Raw genomic sequence first — 25048 nt, 5'->3', positions numbered from 1 at the left:
ACATAAGCGGCTTGAGCACTGTACCGTGCTTGCGCCCCCTTCTTAACGCCTTCGTTGGACCACTAACTCATCAACGAGAATTGGCCTTTCATGTCTCGCAAACGAAGTGCGGAGCAGGGCCGCAGCTAGTTTCGATCCGAGGCACCCTTGTAAGTCGCTTCTTGCTGCCTTTAAGCTCAGGCGCGTCGTTCTGATCAGTTGGATCAATTGGTAGGTTAGCCGCACAATTTAGCTCGCATCATCGACCACGAACCTCATCGCCGGTCACGTGCCTTAGAGATGCCGACGTCGCCCTGCATCTCGCTCTGCCCAAATTGCCGACCACCTGCTTGCAAGAAGAGGAGCAAGTCCCGTTCCATTTGAGAGCATTGGATCTGGTCATGACAAGCTGCCGTTTTCCAGCCTGATTGGTTGGCCGGTGTTCGTTTTCTGACAGCCGAGCGGATCCTGTCCGGTGCAAAACACTCCGGGATTACTCAACGGCTCGTTGGGTTTTTAGAGCGCAATCAGAAGCTTAATGAGCGTGGACAGCGTTGGCATGGCGGTTGCTATTAAGCGGCAGCAACACTGAGTGAGGGCTGAGTGCACGCCGACGCGTAAGGCGAGCGATGCGCTCCTTCCCTTGAACCCGTGTGCCCCGTTTCTGAGAGAGAAACAAGCTCGCGTGTAGGAAGCGCGCAACTTTTGGCAAATCGGTTGATGGAGAACAACATGTCTTCACTGAGACAAATCGCGTTCTACGGAAAGGGCGGCATCGGCAAGTCGACCACTTCCCAGAATACGTTGGCGGCACTGGCCGAAATGGGTCAGAAAATCCTGATCGTGGGATGCGATCCTAAGGCGGACTCGACCCGCCTGATCCTGCACGCCAAGGCGCAGGACACGATTTTGAGCCTTGCTGCGAGCGCCGGCAGCGTGGAGGACCTCGAACTCGAGGACGTGATGAAGGTCGGCTACAAGGACATCCGCTGCGTGGAGTCCGGCGGTCCTGAGCCGGGTGTCGGCTGCGCCGGCCGCGGTGTCATCACCTCGATCAATTTCCTGGAGGAGAACGGCGCCTATGAGGACATTGACTATGTCTCCTACGACGTGCTCGGCGACGTCGTCTGCGGTGGCTTTGCGATGCCAATCCGGGAAAACAAGGCGCAGGAGATCTATATCGTCATGTCTGGAGAAATGATGGCAATGTATGCCGCAAATAATATCTCCAAAGGCATCCTGAAATACGCCAACTCTGGCGGCGTGCGGCTGGGCGGCCTGATCTGCAACGAGCGGCAGACCGACAAAGAGCTGGAACTGGCGGAGGCGCTGGCCAAGAAGCTGGGCACTCAGCTGATCTACTTCGTACCGCGCGACAATGTGGTGCAACACGCCGAGCTACGCCGCATGACGGTGCTGGAGTATGCGCCCGAGTCGAAGCAGGCCGATCACTATCGCAATCTTGCGACCAAGGTTCACAACAATGGCGGCAAAGGCATCATTCCGACCCCGATCTCCATGGACGAGCTCGAGGACATGCTGATGGAGCATGGCATAATGAAGCCCGTCGACGAATCCATCGTCGGCAAGACCGCCGCCGAGCTCGCGGCCTCTTAAGGTCGCGGGTCGCGGCCTTGTGAAGGCGCGCGACGGATGCCGGTCTCCCTCACCCCCCATCCGGGGAGACCGGCATTCTGACGATTACCCGGCCAGCTGGATGGGACGGGGCAAACGTGACACTGTAAAAAGATTCATGCCCGAAGCGAACTTCCATCCGTTTACAGCTGTTTGCGCCGACGCGGGCAGCGAGGTGCAAAGAGGAATTGCGACCTACCGAGCGCTCACTGGTGTGCCTCCCGAAGAGGCCGACATTACGACCGACAGCAATTTCGATTGCCATGTCCTGGCGTCAATTCTGGCGGCCGCCTCGATGGATGGTGGCCCGCTTCCCGAGAAGGCTGGCCTGTCCGGCCACGAGCTGGCGGCCCTGCTGGAGCACTATTTTCCATCAGTCGGGCTCAAGATTTCGGAGCAGCTCCTGGCTTTCAAGTGCGATGAGAACGACGAAATCGCAATGGTGCGCGATCTCTTGCTCAAGAAACGCTCAACGGAAGGACGTATCGGGGCTTGGCTGGCCGCGATGATCGCACGCCGCGCCATAGAGCCAAACCACTTGTGGGAAGATCTCGGATTGCGCAATCGTGGCGAACTCTCTCGGCTGCTAAGCCGCCACTTCGCGCCGCTCGCCGCGCGCAATAACAACAATATGCGCTGGAAGCGCTTCTTCTACCGCTCGCTGTGCGAGGATGAAGGCCTCGTCATGTGCACAACGCCCGTTTGCACGCAATGTAGCGATTTCAATCTCTGCTTCGGCGAAGAAAGCGGCGAGAGCCGGATGGCAGAACGTCGGCGTGACGTTCTGTTGCAGACAGCTCGCCCGGTCGTCGGCGTCGACTGGCCCATTTAAGCCGTTGCAAGGCTCGATCGCCCAAGTCAGCTAGAACCCGCGGGCGCTTTGGCGAGTTCAGCAGGAGCTGGAGGGCGCGGCTAACGCCGTTTCGATGCGCGCGCGACCATGGGTCTAAGGCGGTGCGGGCCACAAATACTCCGCGACATTCGTGCCTGCCGGCGTGTCGCAATCGCGTTAACATTCGAGCTCGGCGTTGCGAGAGGCAGGATGAGCCGTCCGCTTCATAAGCCTGTCGCGTTTGCGACAATCCATTAGCGAAGGCAAGTAGCCGCTGAAGTAAGCATATTGTTTTCAACGGGTTAATAAGCGTGGCGGGCTGGCATGGGGGTTGCTGAAGCGCCTGTGGGTCAAAAGCAATGAGGAGCGCTTTCGTGATGGCCGCTACCAAGACCGCCAAACCGGCTTGGCCCGAGCAGGCGAGCGCCAAGCCGACCGTGCTCAACGACACGACATTACGCGACGGCGAGCAGGCGCCTGGCGTTGCGTTCACCACAGAAGAAAAGCTGGCGATCGCGCAGGCGCTGGCGCGGGCCGGCGTGACGGAGATCGAGGCGGGAACGCCCGCGATGGGCAACGAGGAGATCACCGCCATCCACGCAATCGTCGAAGCAGAGCTTCCGCTGACCACCATAGGCTGGTGCCGGATGCGCGAAGCCGACATCGACGCGGCGATCGAAGCGAAAGTGTCCATGGTCAATGTGTCGATCCCGAGTTCCGATATCCAGATCGCGGCCAAGCTTGGCGGTCGTCGCGACCTGGCGCTGGAACAAGTGAAGCGAGTGGTAGGTTATGCACGTGAGCGGGGTCTTGAGGTTGCCGTCGGCGGCGAGGACTCCTCCCGCGCCGACATCGACTTTCTCATCAGACTGATAGCCGCGGCAAAATCGGCGGGAGCGCGTCGCTTTCGTATTGCCGATACGCTCAGTGTGCTCGACCCGGACACAACCTCCGCTCTGGTCGGAAATTTGCGGGCGACCACCGATCTCGAACTTGAGTTTCATGGTCACGACGATCTCGGCCTCGCAACCGCCAACACGCTCTCCGCCATCAAGGCCGGCGCGAGCCACGCCTCGGTAACCGTTATCGGTCTCGGCGAACGGGCTGGAAATGCACCGCTCGAGGAAGTCGCGGTCGCGCTCAAGCAGCTCTACAGGCACGAGACCGGCATCATACTGCCGGAGCTCGAGAACGTCGCCGCGGTGGTTGCAGCCGCAGCCGCACGTGCGATTCCTCTGAACAAAGCCATCGTCGGAGAGCATATTTTTACGCATGAATCGGGCATTCACGTGGATGGCCTTTTAAAAGATCAACGTACCTACCAGTCGCTCGATCCGGTTCTGCTTGGGCGCCGCAACAGTTTTGTGATCGGTAAGCATTCCGGCCTGTCGGCGATCACCGCGTTGCTCAATGAATTACAGCTCGTCGCCAGCGCCGACCAAGCCAGACAGATCCTGACGCAAGTCCGCAAGCATGCCATAAAGCACAAGGTGTCGGTCGAGCGCGAAACAGTAGCAGCGATCTGGCGCGATGTGTGCGGATACTTGTCGTCCCACCCCGCCTGAAGAGGCGTGCCCAGCAAGGTCCGGACAGGCCATTCGAAAACGAAGCGCCGCGAGGACGGTGCGGGCATCGTTAATCGGCGGCTACGACGGCCTGCCTCAGCATGGCCGCGCGAGGGTGGCTGCAGCAGGATCATCAGGCGATGCCGCGTTGTCGTCTATCGTCCACGTGCCAATTCAAAGGGAGTTTTCGATGAGTAACTCGCACCCATCAGCCGGTATCCTGGATCGGCTCAGCAAAGCCTCGTCCGCGGAAGAGTTTTTTTCACTGCTAGGCGTCGAGTACGACCCCGGAATCGTCAATGTCGCGCGCCTTCACATCCTAAAGCGCATGGGACAATATCTTGCCAAGGAGCAATTCGCTGGTGCCGCAGAGCCGGACATCAGAGCTCGTTGCAAAGCGATGCTGGAACAGGCCTATGCCGACTTCGTGGCATCGTCGCCAATCGACCAGCGGGTGTTCAAGGTTTTGAAGGATGCTGTTGCGGACCATGACAAGCCGATGGCCTTTGTCCCATTAAGCGAGCTGAAGTGATCTCGCGCTTTCAAAGTTTGTCACCAAGTGTGGCGTGGTGATGATCCCTCGTGCAAGCTTCGTCTTCTTCCGGATCGATCGACTCTCCGCAGGCATGGCTCGCGCGGCGCTGTCGTATTCCCGACCCATGTTCGGAGTGGTCGTGTCCTGGGGATTAGCAGCCCTTCCAAGTCTCCCCTGAGTCATTGCGTTCGCCTAATCTTCCCCGATTTTTGCAACTGGTACGACACTTGCTGTTGTCGGGTCGATCCGGTCATCGATGCAGACAAATGGTAGCCGTTCGAGATGAGATTTGAAGGAAGACCTTTCACGCTACGTCTACTGCCGGCCGAGTTGTGCGGCATCATCTCGTGGTTCACGCTCGCGCAGTGGCACCCCAAATGGCTTTTGACACAATTGAAACTGCCATCGAGCCCGCGATGGGAGACAATGGGTAACTCGCCCGTCAGCGCCACACCCGGGAAACGTATGCATATCATCGTCCGAATCAGGCGGGTGCCCACTTGCGCGCAGATCCACAGCCACCTCAGAGCCGATAGCAACATGCGCCAGAAAAAGAGGCAAACGTCCCCTGCGAGTCAGCGGCGCTGGCGGCCGAGCACTCATCGCATGAAAGTGCGGTGGCAAGATCGACCGGGTCGTCACGGCCGATGCGGAGCGCTAGGCCGAAAGCAAGGTGCAGCTATTGCGCAGCAAGCGGACCGGCGTAGTCAGCCATGGAGAGAGTCAATTAGAGTGATCGCAGCGGCCAGGCCGCCTTGCTGGCGCTTGTCGAACAGAGCGCGCAATGAATCTGTCTCGGCGCCATCTCGGAACTTGGCCCGCCCGGTACGTTCACCCCGTGCGACGCCTCGCGTTGCGCGGTCGGGCCGCGCAAGCGGAAACAACGAGCAGCAAGCCATCTGCTGATCAAAAGTGATCTCCAGCCAGCCGAAGTAGAAACCAATCCTGTGGCGCGGGCGCGCGCATTTTGAGGGGAATTTAAAGCATGAGCAATGTCACCAAAACGGCCGCGCCGGCGGCCGGCCGCGCGGCGGCCAAAAAGGAACTTCCGGAGCACTTCAAGGCCTACAAGCATGTCTGGGTTTTTGTCGAGCAGGAGCGTGGCCAGGTGCATCCGGTTTCCTGGGAGCTCATGGGAGCGGGGCGCAGGCTTGCCGACAGGCTGAAGGTGAATCTTGCCGCGGTCGTTATCGGTCCGGAGGGGCAGCCGACGCGCAACGCCGCGCTGGAGTCATTTTGCTATGGCGCCGATCTGGCCTATCTCGTGAGCGACAATGTATTGTCGGATTACCGCAACGAATCATACACTAAAGCGCTAACCGAACTCGTCAACACCTACAAGCCTGAGATCCTGTTGTTAGGCGCGACGACACTCGGTCGCGATCTTGCAGGTTCGGTGGCGACCACCTTGTCGACGGGACTCACAGCCGACTGTACTGCGCTCGACGTCGACGCCGACGGTTCGCTTGCGGCGACGCGTCCGACCTTTGGCGGCTCGCTGCTGTGCACGATTTATACCTTGAACTATCGTCCACAGATGGCAACCGTCCGCCCGCGCGTCATGCCGATGCCGGAGCGCGTCGTACGCGATGCCGCTCGTATCATCATCCATCCGCTCGGCCTTGTTGAAGACGATATCGTCACGAAGGTGCTGACGTTCATTCCCGACCGGGATTCCGAAACGTCAAATCTAGCCTATGCCGATGTCGTCGTCGCTGGCGGCCTAGGACTGGGATCGCTCGAGAATTTTCGGCTGGTGCGCGAGCTAGCAACTCTGCTTGGCGCCGAGTATGGCTGCTCGCGTCCCCTGGTGCAGAAGGGATGGGTGACGTCTGACCGGCAGATCGGCCAGACCGGCAAGACCATTCGGCCAAAGCTCTATATTGCGGCCGGCATTTCCGGCGCGATCCAGCACAGGGTCGGCGTGGAGGGGGCGGACCTGATCGTCGCCATCAATACCGACAAAAACGCGCCGATCTTCGACTTCGCCCATGTCGCGATCGTCAGCGATGCCATGCAGTTGCTCCCGTCGCTGACGGCCGCATTTCGCGCCAGGCTTTTGCCGGATTCTCGCGCCCGGCTCGCGGTCTAGAGGAGATGCTGTGATGATCGAAGAGAGGTTCGATGCGATCGTGGTCGGAGCCGGTATGGCTGGAAACGCAGCGGCGTTGACCATGGCCAAGCGCGGCATGAAGGTGCTGCAGCTCGAGCGAGGCGAATATCCGGGATCGAAGAATGTGCAGGGCGCAATTCTCTATGCCGACATGATGGAAAAGCTGATCCCCGAGTTTCGCGGGGAGGCGCCGCTCGAGCGCCATCTGGTCGAACAGCGGTTCTGGATGATGGACGATCGCTCGCATGTTGGCATGCACTACCGCTCGGATGACTTCAACGAGGAGCGGCCGAACAGATACACGATCATACGCGCGCAGTTTGACAAATGGTTCTCCTCGAAGGTGCGGGAGGCCGGCGCGACCGTGCTATGCGAGACGACAGTCACCGAGCTCGTACGGGACGACCGTGAGAGGATCGTCGGGGTTCGTACTGATCGCCGCGACGGCGAAATACACGCCGACGTCGTCGTGCTGGCCGAGGGTGTCAATGGCCTGCTCGGGACGCGCGCGGGCCTGCGGTCGCGGCCGAAACCCGATAATGTGGCACTCGCGGTGAAGGAAATGCACTTTTTGCCTCGCGAGACCATCGAGGCCCGTTTCAATCTCAAGGGCGACGAAGGCGTTGTGATCGAGGCGGCCGGTACCATTTCCCGCGGCATGACCGGAATGGGTTTCATCTATGCCAACAAGGAGTGCATTTCGCTCGGCATCGGTTGTCTCGTCGCTGATTTCCAGCGCACCGCCCAGACGCCCTACGGCATGCTCGATCATTTCAAGCAGCATCCGTCCGTGGCGCCGCTCATCGCAGGTTCCGAAGTCAAGGAATACGCAGCGCATCTCATTCCTGAAGGCGGCTACAAGGCAATCCCGCAGCTCTACGGCGAGGGCTGGGTGGTGGTCGGGGACGCGGCACAGCTCAACAATGCCATTCATCGCGAAGGCTCCAACCTTGCGATGACCTCAGGCCGCATCGCAGCCGAAGCGATCGCCCAGGTAAAATCGCGCCGCGAGCCGATGACCGCGACAAATCTGTCGCTCTACAAGAAGATGCTCGACGAGTCCTTTGTCATCAAAGATCTCAAGAAGTACAAGGACATGCCGATGCTGATGCACACCTATTCGCAAAACTTCTTCCTTACCTATCCGCAGCTTATTTCCAAGGCGCTGCAGAACTTTGTACGTGTCGATGGTACGCCGAAGGTTGAGAAGGAGAAGGCGACCTTGAAATCCTTCGTCAAGGCGCGGTCATGGACAGGTCTGTTCGGCGATGCGTGTCGTTTTACCCGGGCCTGGCGCTGACCGGCAACAGTGAAGTCCAGCAATGAAAGATCAAAGCATGAATGTCGAGCCTACAGTACGCGTCGAAGACAAGCTGTACTACAACCGCTATCTTGTGGACGTCGGTCGCCCTCACGTCACGGTGCGCGCGCACACGACGCCGTCGCCACAGCTACTTGCGCTTTTGAACGCCTGTCCCGCGCGATGCTACGAACTCAACGACAACGGCCAAGTTGAGATAACCGTCGACGGCTGCATTGAGTGCGGCACCTGCCGTGTGATCGCCGAACCCACCGGTGACATCAAGTGGAGTTATCCGCGCGGCGGTTACGGTGTGCTGTTCAAGTTTGGGTGAAGTGCAACGAAGGGCCGCGGTGTGATCGCCGTGAGACGGGGGATTTCACCGCCTTTGTGGGCATTCTGGCTCATCTGTACTGCAGATGAAAGTCGAACGAGGCGCGCAGCCGTGGGTGACGCCCGGCAAGGCACAGCTTGAGGATATTACACCCGCTCCGGACCGGCGAGGGATTGGTTGTGGCACCATTGAGTGGTGCCACGAACGATGTCGATCCAACGGCGCAAAGGAAATTCAGCCCATCGCCTTGGAGGAGGCCGGGTCGGCGGCCTCGATTGCAACCGCCACTGATTGCACAATCGCAGCAAAGCGCACGGCAGTCTGGATCACTCCGGAACTGACGCCCTCAGCCCGCAGCGTCTTCTCGTGAGCGTCGACACAGGCACCGCAGCCGTTTATTGCCGAGACCGCCAGCGACCACAGCTCGAAATCGGACTTATCCACGCCGGGATTGCCGATCACGTTCATGCGCAGCCGTGGCGGCATGGTCTTGTATTCCGGGTTGGATACGAGATGAACGAATCGGTAGTAGACGTTGTTCATCGCCATCACAGAGGCTGCAGATTTCGCTGCGGCGATCGCCGCGGGCGTCATCACGGCGGCGGCTGCCGCTTCGATCGCGGTAATCAGGGCTGCATTGCGAGTGGCAATCGCGCTCGCCAGCAGCAGGCCGTATTGTCGCTGCGGCGACAGCGTATCATCGGCCAGCAAGGATGCCAAGTTAAGCCTGACGTCCTTGGCGAAATTGGGAATCGTCTCATTCAACTGCTCAATCGACGACATGCCGCCTCACGCAACCTTCAGTGTTTCGCCGCCGACTTCGCGGTTGCAAGGACAAAGTTCGTCGGTTTGCAGCGCGTCCAGAACGCGGAGCGTGTCCTTGGGGCTACGCCCGACATTGAGATTGGTCGCATAGATGTGTTGGATTGTGTTCTCGGGATCGACGATAAAGGTATAGCGATATGCGACGCCCTCGGGCGAACGCACGCCAAGGCCATCGACTAAGGTCCCCTTTGTGTCGGCAAACTGCCAAATCGGTAGATTGTGCAGGTCCGCATGCGAGCGCCGCCAGGCAAGCTTGCAGAACTCGTTGTCAGTCGAACCACCCATTACGACAGCATCGCGATCGGCGAATTCCTTGGATAACCGACCGAACTCGGCGATCTCGGTCGGACAGACGAACGTAAAATCTTTGGGATAGAAAAAGATGATCTTCCATTTTTCGGGGAAGCTTGTTTCGGTCAGCGTCTCGAACGCGCTGTGTCCTTCTTCTTCCTGCGCCTGAAAGCCGGGCTTCACGCCTGTGATTTCGAACGGCGGCAACTGACTTCCAATTCCGAGCATGCTGACCTCACAAGTTTGGTTTGCGTTTGTGCCATCATTGGTGAAGCAAGCTATATGCCATCCGTTATCAAGATCGCATCGTCGCAACGAAGCTGACCAGCGGCCCGGGCGCAGGCATCTGATCGTGAGGTCCGATGGCTCTCACATCCGCCTCCATTGCGCCGCGTGGAAACGCGATGCTCGGTGAGCGCGTGCGTATATCACGAGTGGGGTACCGCAGTTAAAAAGTCGCAGCCAGGTTCCTCGACTAGCGATTGAACCGCTGGTCGAAACGGCTACTTGCCTACCGAGAATGGACCCTCGGCGCTGGCGGCATAGCATCCGGATATCTCGCGGTGTGAAACGGCTGCGAAGCTAGGGTCGTTTTCGTAGGCCGCGAAGGAGCGCAATCGGCGATTTCGGAGCCGACCTTGGCATTATTCTCGCAGCCGTCATCAAGCTGTCCGGTATCATAGTCCCCAAATAGCTCCAGCTGGGATTGAAAGCGCGGCGTCGCGCCGGGCGCGTGGCGACGTCGCGCCACCAATCCTCTACGGCTTGACGATCGCAAGGGAGCAGCATGCCAACGTCACCCGTAAAAGCGCTCCAGTCGGCAAGGGATTTTCTTGGAACAGCTGTCAGGAGCGGCACACCCCGAGTGATCGCGTCAACAAATTCAGCGCGCAGGCCGCGGCCAACCGCTTCTTGTTTGGCGAATTTGCTGATCACGAGGAGATCGACTTTGTCGCGAAGCGCTTGGGAAACGACAACTGCGGCCTCAGCTAGTCCGTTTGTATCGAGCTTACAGGACGCTGCCCCGCTGCCGAGTAGCTGGGAAATCGAGATCTCTCGCCCTGTCGCAACGTCGACGGCGAGCATAACGTGCGTGCCGTTTGTATTTCTAAAGTGTCGCTGGACGATGCCGCCGACGCGTACGTCATGCCGCGCGAGATCCTGGACGAAATCGGCAATCAGCCCATCGGCATCGTCCTTTGGCTGGTAGAGAATCGCCGCCAAAGCTGTCGAATCGACGTTGTCAAAATTGTCGATCATGGCCGTGATCCGATTTCTGTTCGTTTCGGGTGTCGGCGCGCCGCTGTAGAGCATCTCGGAGTGGTATCGCAGGGGTTATGAGCAACCGCTCGGGGGGTGAGACCGGCAAGGCTCGCGCGACCTCGGCGAATACGTCCATTCCGTTGCTGAGCCCTAGCGCATCATAGGAGCGGCGTGTGATGCGGGACAAAAGCGGCACGCCCGAACGGCCAGTTTCGACCGCTAGAACCAACGTGATCTCCGATTCGTCGAACGGAAGGGAGGCTTTGATGCGTGCCGGAAAGACATTCAGGAAGGAGCTTGCGCGTGGAGCCTCGCGCACGATGCTGACATCGGCGGCTGCAATGCGCAGCCGTAGCTGCGCGCCAGGTCTGAGGGGCGGCCCAGGTATTAGCAGACGCGCGCCTCTGAGGCGGACGATGATGAGTCCATAGCGCCCGTCGTAGCCGCCGACCACGGTATCAACGCAAACCGCCGCTTCGCCACGCGCGGCAAGCGCTGGATAACTCTGAACGACTTGAAGCGGTCCGGCCGCAGTCACCGTGCCATCTTTCATCATGACGAGATGATCGGCAAAGCGCTCTATGTCAGCCATGTCATGGCAGACATAGATCATCGGCAACCTGAGCTCTTCACGCATGCGCTCGATAAATGGCAGAATCGCCCGCTTGGCAGGACGGTCGAGCACAATGAGCGGGTCGTCCAGCAAAAGTAGCCGCGGCTGGGTTAGTAGCGCACTGCCTAGGGCAACTCGCTGTCGCTCGGCGCCAGAAAGATGTGACGGAGAACAGTCAAGCAGTGACGCTAAGTCGAGCAACTTGACCACACCATCAAAGTCGATCAGTGTCGCCCTCGATTTCGATGCATTGTACAGAAGGGTGCGCTTGACAGACAAATGAGAAAAAAGAATGGGTCGCTGAAATACATATGCGACAGGACGCAGATGAGGCGGCCGAAACGTCGTCTCGTTCTGCCAAATTTCACCATCAACGCCGCAGAATCCACTCGGTAGAGGCTGGATGCCGGCGATGCAACGCGCGAGTGTGGTCTTGCCGCACCCCGGAGGACCGAAAATTGCCGTGACACCTTTGGCCGGTACGATGAATTGCGCATCCAGCGGGATGCTTGCGGGAGCACCGTCGAAGGCGACTTCGATATAGCCCGGTCTTGCTTCTCTCACCTGCCCGCGCCTATGCTGTATCTTGCCGTCAAATCATGAGGAGAATGGCCGCAAAGGCGATGATCGCCATGCCGCCGACAATCCATTCTGCTTGGCTCCAGCGCGGCGTCTCCGCCCCGAGGAAGCCAAAAGGCGCGGGGGCAGCATTGCAGATCGACGGTGTTACGACAGCCGGCATCTTGAGCGTCTCCGTGCCATTGAGGATCGTGGCAATCGAACGCTGCCGGGCCGCGTATACCAATCACACACGCAAGGCGGGAATCCAATACCGCGGAATCCTCAGGCTGCTTGGCTGGACGCCGGTTGTCCTCTGGCTGAACTGGCAAGGCTTGCGTCGTTTGGCTGTAGAGGTGTCGGCTACCGCCAGAGCTTGATGCCGCCTCGGGGCCAGCAATCGGCTTGAAAGTCGCCACAGCTTTGGTGACCAATGTGAAGTGTGCGCCGGTGCCCACATTCACGGCTTCCGCAACGTCAGGCGCAAGCAGCATCAAAGCCAGATCGAATAGGATCAACCGGATAAACCTCATTGGGACCTTGAAGATGGACCGCCACGACTGCTTTCGTCGCGGTAGCTACTTGCTGCTCACCCAGCAATCTGCGTGCCGGTTCGAAAAAATGGCGCACGGCCCGCTTGGCTCATGTGAAACTCTTATATGTCACACCCAGCGTGTAGAATGGCCTCATCGTGTCGTCCGGTTTCGGACGTTCGCGTCGCCAATCGGCCACGCAGGACGCACGAGATAGACACCTGAAGATGATGCCGTCGGCTCTTGCATCGAGAACGATGTTGGAGGCGTCGCTACAATCTGTCGTCCGTCTGATCTGCGTCGACAAAAGGGGCGCTCTTCGGCTGCATTGGACCATTTAGCAAGATCTCTTGGAGGACATTTCGAAAATCCGCCTTACCCTGAGCTTATCAGCATCACGATCTAGCTCTCGTCCCCCCCTAGCGCGATCTCCCTTGCGACCCTCAGGACGACGCCTCAAGCGCGAACTCACGAATGATCTCCTGATCTCATCACCAGCACGCAGGTGGTTTGGCCTGCGAACAATCGCTTGCGCCCGCTGCCTGGACCGCTCTCGCGTCCTGCTGCGGGCGCATAGGAGAACGCAAGAAGCCATGACTATCGCCCGACTTCGCATTAGCGCTCCCCAGTCACCGTATCGAGTGTGCGACATCGCAGTCCTGGAGACGGACCCGACGACACCCATTAGGGTCATCTGTACTGATGCCGACACTGAGTTGATCGTTGGAAGCCCGTCAATTGCGGTGGGCCGCCGCGATAGTCAACGAAGTGTCAACGGAGGTGAAATGATCCGTCTGATCGGCGGCACCTACCGCCTGGTCTCGATAGCCGTTGAGATGGGAGCACGCGATCTGGCGAGGCAGAGCCGCTCGGATATCTAATGAATTACGGCCACACCGGCGCTTGTGGAGGAAGCGGCGAGCGTCGCGTAGTGCTTTGTTTGGCCTCAAACGCCCACCTCGTTTCGGAATAATCGGCAAACTTGTGCGCAGAGGAAGCCGCAGCGATATACATCAGTTGGCATAGATTCTGCTCAGCATAAGGAGCACGGAAGTAATGCGACAATGTCGGCGCTGCAGCGCTCGTTGCAAATGGCGCGCGGCGTTTGCTCATGTTGCTGTGTGAGGATTGTTGGCGGCACTTGCGGCTGCTGGCGAGCCGCCGAGCCGAATGTTCGTCAGGTACGAATCCGCCCGAGGCTGAGCCGAAGGGGCATGTCGCTTAAAGTAGCAAGAAGGCCAGCCGCACCGAAGAGCCGCGCATCAATCGCGAAGTGACCTCGCATCGGGGTCCGCGCACTAAGAGGGGACGCGAATCATAATGTACAGATTGGTTGCCTTAATGCTTGCGCTGTTGGCTCAGCAGGAGTGCAAAGCAGCGCAGGCGCACGCGGCGGAGGATGTCGTGAATGTGCCCCTCGCGCGGTCGGATTACGAGCGTGCACTGACGACCGCAGACCGATATGGCCGGCTTACCGTCAATGTCCCCGACGTGCCGTTTTGGCTCGGCGAGCGCGAGGCGTTCATCTATCGGCGGACGACCCATGGCAAGCACCAGTTTATCCTGGTTGATGCCGAAAAAGGCGTAAAGGAGTCCGCTTTTGATCAAGCCGGACTCGCGGCTGCTCTGAACAGAGCGAGCCACAAGAACTATCAGCCCGAGAATCTTCCCTTCGACCATTTCGACCTGACCGACAAGGGTGGCAGGATGAGCTTCGACCTCGAGCATACGCATTGGAGCTGCGAGCTTGCAAGCTATGCCTGCACCGGCAATGCAATGCACTCGGGCGCCAATCAGCAGAGCCCCTACGACGACACGCCACCGGCAGAGAACGATCCAAACAAGACAAGCGCATCACCTGATGGCAAATGGCTGGCCTACATTCGAAACTACAATCTCTCCCTGCGCAGCCAAGACGGTTTGCAGGACATCCAGTTGACCTGGGACGGAGCTGAGAGTGACTATTATGCTCTCTCGACACTAAGATGGTCTCCAGCCTCAACTCACCTGGCCGTCTACCGGATCCGTCCAGCCCACCAACGGGAAGTCCATTACCTCGAATCGTCGCCGGCGCACCAGCGTCAACCCAGACATCTGACCATGGTGTATCCAAAACCCGGTGATGCCTTGGCATTGCTCCAACCCGTGCTGTTTGAAGTCAGCAGCCGACGCGCGGTCACAATCGATAATGCCGCGTTCCAGAATCCCTACGGCCTTTCGGCGATCCGATGGTGGAAGGACGGACGGGGCTTTACCTTCGAATACAATCAGCGTGGCCATCAGCTCTATCGCCTGGTGGAGGTCGACGCCGCCACGGGCAAAGCGCGCGTTGATTGATGAGGCAAGCAAGACCTTCGTCGACTACCAGCCATTGGTGATGAAGCAGCTGAATAGTGGAAAAACGTTTCGCTATGACGTCGATGATGGAAAGGAGATCATCTGGGCCTCGGAGCGCGATGGGTACGAGCACCTCTATTTGTTCGACGGCCGAACAGGCGAGCTCAAGAACCAGATCACCAAAGGAGATTGGGTGGTCCGTGCGGTGTATTGTGTCGATCCAGTGAAGCGTGAGATTTGGTTTGCCGCCAGCGGAATGAACCCTGATGAGGATCCCTATTTCGTCCATGCCTATCGCATTGGCTTTGATGGAAAAGGACTCACGCCGCTGACGCCCGAGCCAGCCAATCATCACATCGAGTTCTCGCCTAGCGGTCGCTACTATGTAGACCTGTGGTCACGCATCGGCGTTCCGCCCCGCATGGTGCTGTATCGTGCCAGTGATAATGCCGAACTGATGCAGGTTGAGAGCGCGGAGATCTCCGAGCTCGTAGCCGCTGGCTGGCAGCCGCCGCTCAGCTTCAACGCCAAGGGACGCGACGGCAAGACGGACATATGGGGCGTCATTCACTTGCCGACTAATTTCGATCAGCGCAAGAGATATCCAGTGGTGGAGCACATCTATGCAGGCCCCACCGGTTCCTTCGTTCCCAAGTCCTTCTCAGCTTCAATCGAGCCGCTCACACAACTCGGCTTTATCGTTGTTCAGATTGATGGAATGGGTACCAACCATCGCTCGCGCGCGTTCCACGACATTGCCTGGAAAAATCTGAGGGACGCCGGCTTTCCGGACCGGATCCTATGGCACAAGGCGGCGAGTGCGAAGTACTCCTGGTATGATATATCCAACGTAGGTATTTTTGGCACTTCCGCCGGTGGGCAAAACGCGGTGAGCGCGTTACTTTTCCATCCCGATTTCTATAAGGTCGCGGTCGCGAACAGTGGCTGCTACGACAACCGGCTGGACAAGATCTGGTGGAACGAACAGTGGATGGGGTGGCCGGTCGGCATCGAATATTCACAATCGTCCGCCATCGACAATGCGGCCAAACTGCAAGGTAGATTGCTTCTCATAGTCGGCGAAATGGACCGCAACGTCGATCCTTCCGCCACGTTCCAGCTTGCCGATCGGCTCATCAAGGCGGGAAAATACTTCGACATGCTGTACGTGCCAGGCGCAGATCACGGAACACCTGGCAGTTATGCACAGCTCAAGCTCCTGGAGTTCTTGGTCCGTAACATTCTCGAGCAAACACAGCCAAACTGGAACACCGGCTCAATGGAACTGCCGAAGAGCAAATTAGGCCATGATGGCTGACAATGCATCGGGATCCAGGCCCCGGTGCGTGGCGCTCCACGATCGCGTTCTCGAAATTGAGAAATGCTCGTTGCCATCTACGAGGTCTCTCGCACATGCTGTCATGCGTACCTCCATCCTGATTGGCGCACGCAGCTGCTGATGCCGACAACGGCTTCATCAATTGGCCCCAGATCAGGGCGCGAACGCTGCGCGCGGCGGTCGGCTGCGAAGCCCGCGACGCCGCGCCCGATCCTCGCTCCAAGTGAGAGTCGAGAAGCGGGGGCGCCCAAGCAAGCCGGCAGAACTCAGCGCCGGATTCGCTTCATTGTGAGCTCCAGCTTGACACGGTGCTCTTTGACATCGCTGCGGGAGGCTTTGGCGCTCGCACCATCTTCCCTTGGCAAGTTGACGAGCCTGGCTCCGTAAGCCGGCGGCCTATTTGTCTATAGAGGGCTTTGGCGTTGTGTCGGTGCGCGCGGGTAATATCGGATAATCGATCTTAGGCAGCTGCCCGGTAAGTGAATTTAGAAACGCGACGATGTCGTCTTTTTCTCTATCGTTGAGCTTTGCGCCGAGTTGTATCTCACTCATCACGCCAACAGCTTGCTTGAGGCTCCAAACTTGGCCCGAATGGAAGTAGGGAGGACGCAATGCGACGTTGCGCAACGGCGCTGAGCGGAAAACATACTCGTCGCTGGGTATCTTGGTGACGGCGAAACGGCCCTTGTCGTCCCTCGGCAGCAGGCTTGCAGTTGGCCGTTCCGTCACGCCGAACGGGAAGTAGTCTTGGCCGCCGACGTTGATACCATTGTGGCAAGATGAGCATCCCTTTTCTATGAACAGCTTTAATCCAGCTTTCTGCTGAGCACTGAGAGCATACGCATCGCCCTCGAGGTATTGATCGAAGGGAGCGGCGGGCGTGATCAAGGTCGCCTCGAAAGCCTCGATGGCCTTGGCGAAATTGTCAAAGGTAATGGGCGTCGCGTCGTTAGGAAACGCCTTGCTGAACATGACGATATAATCGGTCATTGAATTCAACGTATTGAGAAGGCGAGCGGGCGTCGCATTCATTTTCGCGCTGGCCTGGACGGGGCCTACGGCTTGCGCCTTGAGGTCAGCCGCGCGCCCGTCCCAGAACTGTGCCACATTGAAGACTGCGTTATAGACCGTTGGCGCTCGACGTGAACCTAGCTGCCAGCGATGACCAACCGACCTCGGGCCGGCATCTGCTCCGCCGGTCCCAAGATTGTGACATGTATTGCAGCTAATGACCCCGCTCGCCGATAGCCTCGGATCGAAGAACAGGATCTTGCCGAGTGTAACCTTTTCGTGGGTAATAGGGTTGTCCCTGACCGCGGGCACGATGGAGGGGATCGGCTTGAAAATCTGCCTCGCTACACTCATCAAATCATCGTCGGCGCCTGCTGTTGACGAAGCCAGGATCCCAGCGGCCAGAACACATGACTTGGCTGCGATGTAAAGCGTTCGTGCCGCTGATTTCCTCATCCTTGGCTTGCCTTTGTCGTAGTTCGTGAAAGCCGCGAACAGAGTGCGAGGTCGCAGCTAGCCTGCCTATTATCGAAATGACTCCCAGCGATCAAAGACGAGCGACATCCATTGGGGTACTCATCCAAGTCTGATCCGCCGTTGCTGCGTAGTAGCAACCGCCGTGCCAATGGAGTTCAAGGGGGGCCGTTGATTTGGTCTTGAACAATTGCAGGAATGCCAGCAGTCGGCTCGAACCTTTGGGATCAACTTGGCATTCCACACGCGACGATGGCCATGCTGACGAAGTGTATTTCGGCCTACTATCTCAACCGACAGGCAACCCATAAAGCTGTCGGTTTCGCGATTTTAGACGTGTAGGCTTACAACTAGATCGGACGCTGAGCAAAAACGCGGAGCATCGACGCAATTCGTCGCGTCATTGACGCGACGAAATTGTGTGACCTTGCGAATCCATCAACTATGCGTTGCGTTCCAGCGTGGCCGAGCAGTTATCGGCCGTCGTTGGATAAGGCTTCGTATGCGCTCCGTCCAGTGAAGCGTGCAATTGCCGAAGAACTCTCCTTGCGAGCTCCCGTCGAGATATGGATATGCCTATCTTGGAGCGTATTGACACTTGTTCGACGATCAAAGTGCTTGAATCGACCGTAACGTCAGGTTGTAGGCAGTGCCATGCAGGATCGGTCGCCTTTGCAGAAATGTCATGTTGGGAACTAACATCGCGAATGTCACAAGCCTAGACACAATACCTACAGCGGGCTGCGTCCGCTGCATGTAGCCAGCCTGCGTTGCGCTTTGATCTTGGCAACAAGGTCTGGCGCGCGATGCAACGGTGATTCGGACCGCAAATGACGCCGGCCGCTCCTGCCGATGCGGCGACCTGCTTTCCTAGACAAACGATACTCGCGAGGCAAAGAACAATAGTGAAGATTGTGCAACTTAAGAGAGTTCTGTTGAGCCAAAAGCGACGAACCGGTTGGGCTTACCGCGCGCCTCGCCATGTCACCGCCCTTGTTGCGATCGCGTGGTTCACGGGATACGCCAGCGCGCGAGAACGTAGATCGGAAGAGATCTTGACGTCTTGCAGACCAGACGTGATGCGATTCTGTGACCGTTTTACAGGGCGTGGCGATATGGACGCGGCCATGTTTTGCCTTAGGGACAATTTCAAAGGCTTGCGCGTCGAATGTCGCCGCGTGATGCCAACCGCGGCGGAGAGAAACGGTGGGTCGAAAAGACGAGGCGTCAAAAACGTTCCGATCCTGCATCGAGAATGAGGCACCGGAGCGGGGGGATTCTTAAGCACCGGAATGCTCGCATTAGCCTCCGATCGAGGCCCGGAAGGAACCGGTTGATGCCGTTGCGGAGTTCTCAACGAGCTTTTCAGTGGATTCACTTGAACCGATGGGACTGCTTTTGGTTGAGTTCGCCGAAGGGCTCAAGACCAGAGGAAACGCGGTCGTCAGGAGCCGCTCAAAGGCTGCAAGCTGTTCAAGCAGACGCTTCTCAACGGCAGCACTCTCCTCGCGAGGCAGTTCCGTCTTAAGCAATCGACGGCAGCGCCAGATCTCGTTTCTCACCCATCTGATCTCACTTAATCTATCATCAATCGAAGTCATCACAAATGCAGGTTCACTTGGGCATTGGGGGTGCAACGCGTACGCTTCAGCACTGCGTAGTCCCTCCGTCCGCATTCATGCCGATGGAGTTCGTCGCCATTGCTCGGCGGATGTGGCGAGCGGTTCGATGTATTCAAGACTGCTATCAACCGATATCACCTTACGCTGGGCGTGCGAGCGGAATTTCTGCGGATTGCTGCGGGTTTTCGGCGCTACGATCATCTGGGTTGAGGAATTCCTGCGCTCCACAGGGTCGATCGGCGCGCAGTCACGTGCAAACGCAGGGCAGCAACTCACGACTGGAAAACGGCGCGATGTGTTCCCCTGACGATGGTCAGTGTTGCCGTCGGACCATCACATTCGTTTCCCGATGGGCATGTCCATGAGTAAGGTGCGCGCGCTCACCAACATCCTGGAAAGGCATGGCGGCAGTGTTTTCCCCTATAGATAAAAACGAGCATTACCGCGATATCCCGGGCGCGACCCGATCGAACGAGCGCAGGACCTCACTGGGTGAATGTCACTCGAAATCGTGTCGAACTGAATGGACGCCCCATTGGTAGCCGCTGCGATAGCAACGCCACGCTTCGATACCAATTTAGTAGCTTGAACCCCACGCTGCGTCAGGTTGTAGTCTCGCAAAGACAAAGGCAGGCGGGACGGGCGTCGAATGGTTCAGCATGATCGGACAGGGATGGCTTCCTAATTGCCGACATTGTCGCTTGCGGGCCATGGGCAAGACCTTTGGTCCATCGGCGAGCTGCTGTGCTGGCCGTTGTCAATCGCGCTGCAACAACCGGAGTCGTGATATGTCATGAGGTGATGGAGTGATGCGCGCGGCAGGATGTCGCTGACAACTGCTTTAATCGCGTTCCTCGCTGTGCAGTGAAGGCCCGCCGAGTGAACAGCCGGCCCTCGCAAGAGATGCTTCAACTGCGTAGGCGGTTAACATTCAGCCATAAGCGGTGACTAGTCGCATTGAGCTTGTGGCTGGACAAGGCGCCGCGGTGAAAGCTCGGAAGATCCCATGTCTACTCAAGCCAATCTGACGACGGCGCTAAGCGAGATCGATTGTGCTCGCGACATCGTTCAATTCTCAACCGTGGTGGTTGCGCGCGACAAGCAGCTGCGCAAGACGGACCATCCGGTCTTTCTGCAAAAGGCTGCGCTTGAGTTTCAATCTAGATTCCTGCCGAATTTCGAGGAAAGCATCCGTGCCGGGAGATCGTGGGGATATGCCACGACATGCAATGCGGTGAGCCGGAAGGCCGGAGGTCAGGTCGGCCGGGACGTTTGCGAAAGAATAGCTTCTCGCGTGTCGCTGCTTGATCATGCGCTGATTGGAAAAATCGGGATAAGAGCCCTTTCCATATTCGCCGCATCATTCGGTCGGCATTCCAACAGAGCAGAATGTCGCAAAGGGGCGATCAGAATAGCTAAGTTTTGTCGCGAGGAAAGCAGGCCGCTTCAAGAGTTGAACAATCTGAGCCTGGCGGCGCTGATAAACGGCTTCAGCAAATGGCCGGAAGAAGCAGACTTTCGCCAGGCGGCGGTTGCAATTGCGGGCGATGTCATTCGGCGCGCAGGCCGCCATCACCAACTCTCCGACTTTACACAGCAAGGATTGGTGAGCCTGGTCAACGGGTTCAGCAAGTGGCCGGATGAGGCGGCTTCGCGCCAGGCCGCCGCCGCGCTTGCACTCGAAATTCTGCATCGTTCCGGCAGGCTCTGCGAGCTTCCTCAGCAGGGATTGGCCATCCTGGTGAACGGTTTCAGCAAGTGGCCGGAAGAGCTGGCGTGTGGTCAAGTCACGATTGCGATCGCAGGCGAAGTTCTTTGTCGGGTCGCCCGGTTTCATGAGTTTAGCGAGCAGGATCTGGCAAATTTGGTGAATGGCTTTAGTAAATGGCCGGATGAGGCAATTTCTCGTCAAGCCACAATCGCGATCGCAAGTGAGCTCCTGCACCGTGCTGACCAACTTCCTCACTATAGCCAACAAGGACTGGCAAACTTGGTGAACGGGTTTTGCAAATGGCCTGAAGATGCGACCTGTCGTAAAGCTGCAATTGCGATCGCTGGTGAGGTACTTTGGCGTGCTGTCCAGCTCCCCGATCTTACCCAACAGGGCCTGGCGAACCTGGTGAATGGCTTTAGCAAGTGGCCGGAAGAGCCGGCGTTTCGCCGAGCAGCGGTCGCACTCGCTCGTGAGGTTCTGCGGCGTGCCAATCAGCTCTACGATTTTTCACAGCAGGGACTCGCGAACTTAGTGAATGGCTTCAGCAATTGGCCGAAGGAGGTGCCGTGTGGTCAAGTGACCGTTGTGCTCGCGGACGAGGTCCTTCGCCGTGCCGGCCGCAGGACGGGACTCTCAGACTTCACTGCCCAGGATCTCAGGGGCCTGGTGATCGGTTTCAACAGATGGCCGCTGGAGAGCGCCGCTCGCCAAGCCACGATCGCGATCGTCAATGAGGTCCTAGGCCGCGGTGTCCGGTTCTTTGACTTTACCAAACCGGAATCGGAGAGTCTGATGGATGGCTTCAATAGGTGGCCGCAAGGCGAAGCAGGGCATGAGGCGATAGCGAAGATCATCGGGGAGCTGCAACTCATACAAGGTGGAGCCGCTCAGCTCCGGCCAGGGGAGAAGTGGTCCCACCAAACAAGGCAATCGGCCAAAGAAGCCTCTTCCTAGCGGTATTCATGCGTAGTATGCGGCGAGGTCACAACACGACAATCCCACGTAGCGACCCTCTTGGGATGCAGTCGGAGGCGTGCACAGCCACAGAATTGAGTAAACAATCGGAAGGACGTAGTTGTTGATCCAGGCTGAGAAGGATGTCGTCGAGCAGATGCTCTCATCATTGGCGATCAGCTTGTTGCAGAATCGTGTTGCGCCCTCCTACGAACAGGTGATGCATCATTTCGGATTAGCCTGCGAAAGAGCGGGGCTGATCGCGACGGAAGAGGTGGCAGTTCGGATATTGAAGCGCGTTTCAAGCGAAATCAACGAGGCGCAGTCGGTGCTCGAGTTTATCGGACGCGGGGCGGATCTATTGCATTGATCTCGAAGTTAAGAAACTTCCATCGAATCAGTGTCAGATGCAGCCGGGCGCGCGTTGTTCGACTGAGAAAGCGCCCCGGCAAGGGCCGAGTCGTCCGCTTTTGCTGGCCGAAACCTGCGGCAGTCTGAACCGATCTGGCAAGATCGATCCTTGCCGCCGATGTCAGAATAGGTGGGAACTCGCTATCCAGGAGGTTATCAGCCAGCCTTTGCCGATTGCGCCGGGGCGTACCGCCTCGCAGTGAAGCGTGAGCGGTGCTACATGGGATCGCGGGCTTTCAAGCTAGCGTCCCAACGTGGCCTTCTTGAATGAGCAGGGGGCGGTTTGTTGCCTCGGGAGTAAAGGAGCCGCAACTCGCCGGCTATCAGCGCCGCGCCGCCGAGGCGCCGTAAACAGCGAGCATTTTGCCAAGCTTAAAACTCGGTTGATCCTCGTCTGCTTTTGGTCGGTCCGCTATCTACGCCTAAGCTTCGGGAGAGGCTGATGGCCAGCCGTCCGCCCATTGTTCGTCGCTCCGAAGCCCGTCAGCTTATCGACAGCTACGTCTCGTAGCAGGAACGTCTTTACTGGCTGGCTGGTCCGGCTTGATATGCTCAGATCTGGCAGAAGAGAATTGGATGGTATCCATCAAGCGATCTGCCACCGCGGCTTTGGCTGTGCTGCGGTGAGCTGAAGTTGCTCGCCCGCAGGCCGGCAGGTGTTCGCGCCAGCCGTGGGCGGTGATTGCGCGGTATGACCGCCAGCTTTGTCAGCAGCCGATCAGCGCGCCAACCCTGGTGAAGTCTGACGGTTTAAGGGTGCGGCTGCAGACGCGCTTGATTTGGATACGGAGAGACGGCGATGAATACAGAACAGCTTGGCTCAGGCACTCCTTCCGAAACTTCCGATTCGGAGACCTCCGAGCCGGGATCTCCGGCTGCAACGCAGTGGGGCGAAGCCCTGACGGATGCGCTGGCGTCCGCCGGCGAGGCGTCCAGCTCGCAGCTCGAGGTCTTGACGAACTGGGCTGCCGAAGTCGGGCAGGGGCAACACGAGGACCGGCAAGAAGCGGTAAGTCGTACGAGGGCTTGGCAGGACACAGGCCATGTCAATGAGGCCCTCGATCTGTCGTCCCTGTCGCTGACCGCCTTGCCTGCGCCGAGCCTGGCCGGGCTGCGTCGCCTGAATGTCGACGACAATCAGCTGAACAACCTTCCTGGGGACCTTCCGGCCAGTCTTCAGCGCCTCTATGCCAGTAATAACCAGCTGACCGGCCTGCCCGAGCTTCCAAATGGCCTGCGGCGGCTCTATGTCATCAGTAACGGGCTTACCAACCTGCCCGCACAGCTACCGCCCGGCTTGCGGCGCCTGAGGGTCGATAACAATCAGCTAACCAATCTGCCTGATCGCCTTCCGGCGACGCTTGAGGAGCTGGACGTCAGCGGCAACCGCTTGACGAATCTGCCCGACCTTCCATCCCGGCTCCAGCGCCTGAACGTCGACTACAATCAGCTGACGGACTTGCCCGAGCCTCTTCCGGGCGGGCTCCAATGGCTCAGCGCTAGCCACAACGAACTGACCAGTCTGCCCGAAACGGTGCCTCCCGACCTGCTATGGCTCGGCGCCAGCGACAACCAGCTGACCAGCGTACCCGAGACCCTGCTGACACAGCTAGGCCGTGATTCTAGCGTTGATCTGGAGAATAATCCGCTCCCCGATTTGGTGCAGGCCGGCCTGGCGGCAGCGATACATGCAGCAGACTATGCAGGCCCGCAGGTCTTTTTATCGACGGCCGAAGGCGCGCTGGAAGTCGAGCCGCGGTCCCTGCAAGAGGTTGTGGCGGACTGGCTCGAGGCCGAGCCCTCGATAACGGCCACCTGGCAGGGCTTTGCCCAAGAACCGGGTGCGCGGGACTATGCACGCTTCCTCGACAGGCTCCGGGGTACCGTGAACTATGGCAACGACGGGTTCCGGCAGGCGGTCGTCGAGGATCTGCGGCAGGCAGCCGTCAGGCCGCGTTTGCGTGAGCAGTTTTTCCAGCTGGCCTCGGGAGCGAGCGAGCGCTGCGAAGATCGGGTTACCTTGACCTGGAACGGCATGCAGAGCGCACGTCTGAACGCTGACGTTGAAGACGGCGTCTATGACGGGCGGTTGGCCGAGCTGCTTCGGCAGGGCCGTGTCCTGTTTCGGCTGGAGGCGCTGGATGGGATCGCACGCGAGACGGTCAACTCGCTTCGTCGTGCCGATCCTGACGCCTACGTCGACGAGATCGAGGTCTACCTTGCCTACCAGACCCAGCTGCGCGACCCGCTGCATCTGCTGCACATCGCTCCGGACATGCGCTTCTTGAATGTCTCTAACGTAACCGAGGACGATATTGCCAGGGCCGAGGCGTCGGTGCGCAATCAGGAGGCAGCGGAATTTCCGGACTACCTGGCAACGCGCTGGCACCCATGGGAGAGCGTATTGAGGCGCATCGCACCAGAAGACTATGCTGCAATGGAGAGGCGGCTCGTCGACGCGATGGGCGATGAATTCCAAGCCCGCTTGGATCGACGACTGGCCGAGAATGGTCTGACGGGCGATGCCGATGCAGAGCGAGTGCTTGGTGCCCAGATTCGCAAAGAGATCGCCCTCGAGATCAAAGGCCCGGTTATGCATCAGGTCCTCGAAAGATTCGGACTTGAGCTTTGAAGCGCCCTCGAGCGGGAGCCGTCGATCCGGCCAGCTGCGCGCAATCGCAGGCGGCTATCGATCCTTATCGAGGAACGAATGGAGAAGTTTCGTCGAGCGAATGAGTTGCCGGCAGGTCTTGGTCGCTTGGTAGTGCGGACGATCAAGAGAAATACCTCTCTCGCTGCTCGACCAGGCG

Annotated in this window: 17 protein-coding genes and 1 pseudogene; 12 read left to right on the top strand and 6 right to left on the bottom strand. The window is 58.5% G+C overall.

Going from position 1 to position 25048, the window contains the following annotated elements; translation table 11 throughout:
* Positions 1 to 711 precede the first annotated feature (711 nt).
* The 7 genes from nifH to QA635_RS34575 all read left to right on the top strand — a co-directional run bounded on the left by nifH (position 712) and on the right by QA635_RS34575 (position 8293).
* Complete coding sequence (nifH, locus tag QA635_RS34605) at positions 712 to 1596, top strand: nitrogenase iron protein (protein WP_026192307.1); 885 nt, start codon at positions 712 to 714, stop codon at positions 1594 to 1596.
* A 136-nt stretch (positions 1597 to 1732) separates the two neighbouring features.
* Positions 1733 to 2446, top strand: coding sequence for a nitrogen fixation protein NifQ (locus tag QA635_RS34600; protein ID WP_283064201.1), 714 nt, complete (start codon positions 1733 to 1735; stop codon positions 2444 to 2446).
* A gap of 377 nt (positions 2447 to 2823) precedes the next feature.
* Positions 2824 to 4011, top strand: coding sequence for a homocitrate synthase (gene nifV, locus QA635_RS34595; protein WP_283064199.1), 1188 nt, complete (start codon positions 2824 to 2826; stop codon positions 4009 to 4011).
* 190 nt (positions 4012 to 4201) lie between these two features.
* A complete protein-coding gene (nifW, locus tag QA635_RS34590) occupies positions 4202 to 4543 on the top strand; it encodes a nitrogenase stabilizing/protective protein NifW (protein ID WP_283064197.1) in 342 nt (113 codons plus the stop codon).
* Positions 4544 to 5531: 988 nt separating this feature from the next.
* Complete coding sequence (locus QA635_RS34585; RefSeq protein ID WP_283064194.1) at positions 5532 to 6638, top strand: electron transfer flavoprotein subunit alpha/FixB family protein; 1107 nt, start codon at positions 5532 to 5534, stop codon at positions 6636 to 6638.
* 13 nt (positions 6639 to 6651) lie between these two features.
* The gene (locus tag QA635_RS34580) at positions 6652 to 7959 is read left to right on the top strand and encodes an FAD-dependent oxidoreductase (protein ID WP_283064192.1); all 1308 of its coding nucleotides are present in this window, start codon (positions 6652 to 6654) and stop codon (positions 7957 to 7959) included.
* A 37-nt stretch (positions 7960 to 7996) separates the two neighbouring features.
* Positions 7997 to 8293 (top strand): ferredoxin family protein, encoded by a 297-nt coding sequence (locus QA635_RS34575; protein ID WP_137479505.1) that lies wholly within the window; start codon positions 7997 to 7999, stop codon positions 8291 to 8293.
* 234 nt (positions 8294 to 8527) lie between these two features.
* On the opposite strand, the gene ahpD is transcribed toward QA635_RS34575, so the two are convergent.
* From ahpD to QA635_RS34550, 5 genes are all read right to left on the bottom strand, one after another.
* A complete protein-coding gene (gene ahpD, locus QA635_RS34570) occupies positions 8528 to 9076 on the bottom strand; it encodes an alkylhydroperoxidase, AhpD family (RefSeq protein WP_283064190.1) in 549 nt (182 codons plus the stop codon).
* 6 nt (positions 9077 to 9082) lie between these two features.
* Positions 9083 to 9637: a peroxiredoxin gene (locus QA635_RS34565; RefSeq protein ID WP_137479503.1), complete on the bottom strand. Its 555-nt coding sequence runs from the start codon at positions 9635 to 9637 to the stop codon at positions 9083 to 9085.
* Between the two features lie 354 nt (positions 9638 to 9991).
* Positions 9992 to 10669, bottom strand: a complete 678-nt coding sequence (locus QA635_RS34560; RefSeq protein WP_341850405.1) for a DUF2478 domain-containing protein — start codon at positions 10667 to 10669, stop codon at positions 9992 to 9994.
* Positions 10653 to 11849: a molybdenum ABC transporter ATP-binding protein gene (gene modC / locus QA635_RS34555; protein WP_283064187.1), complete on the bottom strand. Its 1197-nt coding sequence runs from the start codon at positions 11847 to 11849 to the stop codon at positions 10653 to 10655. Before modC ends, QA635_RS34560 begins: the two co-directional genes overlap by 17 nt.
* A 28-nt stretch (positions 11850 to 11877) precedes the next feature.
* Positions 11878 to 12027 carry a hypothetical protein gene (locus QA635_RS34550; protein WP_283064185.1) on the bottom strand — a complete coding sequence of 50 codons (150 nt, stop codon included), beginning with the start codon at positions 12025 to 12027 and terminating at the stop codon, positions 11878 to 11880.
* 1669 nt (positions 12028 to 13696) lie between these two features.
* Between QA635_RS34550 and QA635_RS34545 the strand changes: the two are divergent.
* Positions 13697 to 16031, top strand: a pseudogene (locus tag QA635_RS34545) (S9 family peptidase).
* A gap of 417 nt (positions 16032 to 16448) precedes the next feature.
* Here QA635_RS34545 and QA635_RS34540 read toward each other — a convergent pair.
* Positions 16449 to 17519: a cytochrome-c peroxidase gene (locus QA635_RS34540; RefSeq protein WP_283064183.1), complete on the bottom strand. Its 1071-nt coding sequence runs from the start codon at positions 17517 to 17519 to the stop codon at positions 16449 to 16451.
* Between the two features lie 1386 nt (positions 17520 to 18905).
* Between QA635_RS34540 and QA635_RS34535 the strand changes: the two genes are divergently transcribed.
* From QA635_RS34535 to QA635_RS34520, 4 genes are all read left to right on the top strand, one after another.
* Positions 18906 to 19466, top strand: coding sequence for a hypothetical protein (locus QA635_RS34535; protein WP_283064180.1), 561 nt, complete (start codon positions 18906 to 18908; stop codon positions 19464 to 19466).
* 699 nt (positions 19467 to 20165) lie between these two features.
* Entirely contained in the window at positions 20166 to 21827 is a 1662-nt protein-coding gene (locus tag QA635_RS34530; RefSeq protein WP_283064178.1) for a hypothetical protein, read from the top strand.
* A gap of 124 nt (positions 21828 to 21951) precedes the next feature.
* Entirely contained in the window at positions 21952 to 22197 is a 246-nt protein-coding gene (locus QA635_RS34525; protein WP_233475201.1) for a hypothetical protein, read from the top strand.
* An 840-nt stretch (positions 22198 to 23037) separates the two neighbouring features.
* The gene (locus QA635_RS34520) at positions 23038 to 24870 is read left to right on the top strand and encodes an NEL-type E3 ubiquitin ligase domain-containing protein (RefSeq protein ID WP_283064174.1); all 1833 of its coding nucleotides are present in this window, start codon (positions 23038 to 23040) and stop codon (positions 24868 to 24870) included.
* The last annotated feature ends 178 nt before the right edge of the window (positions 24871 to 25048 follow it).

The organism is Bradyrhizobium brasilense, assembly GCF_029714345.1.
Lineage (GTDB): Bacteria > Pseudomonadota > Alphaproteobacteria > Rhizobiales > Xanthobacteraceae > Bradyrhizobium > Bradyrhizobium australafricanum.
This window is presented reverse-complemented; position numbering and strand designations above follow the sequence as displayed.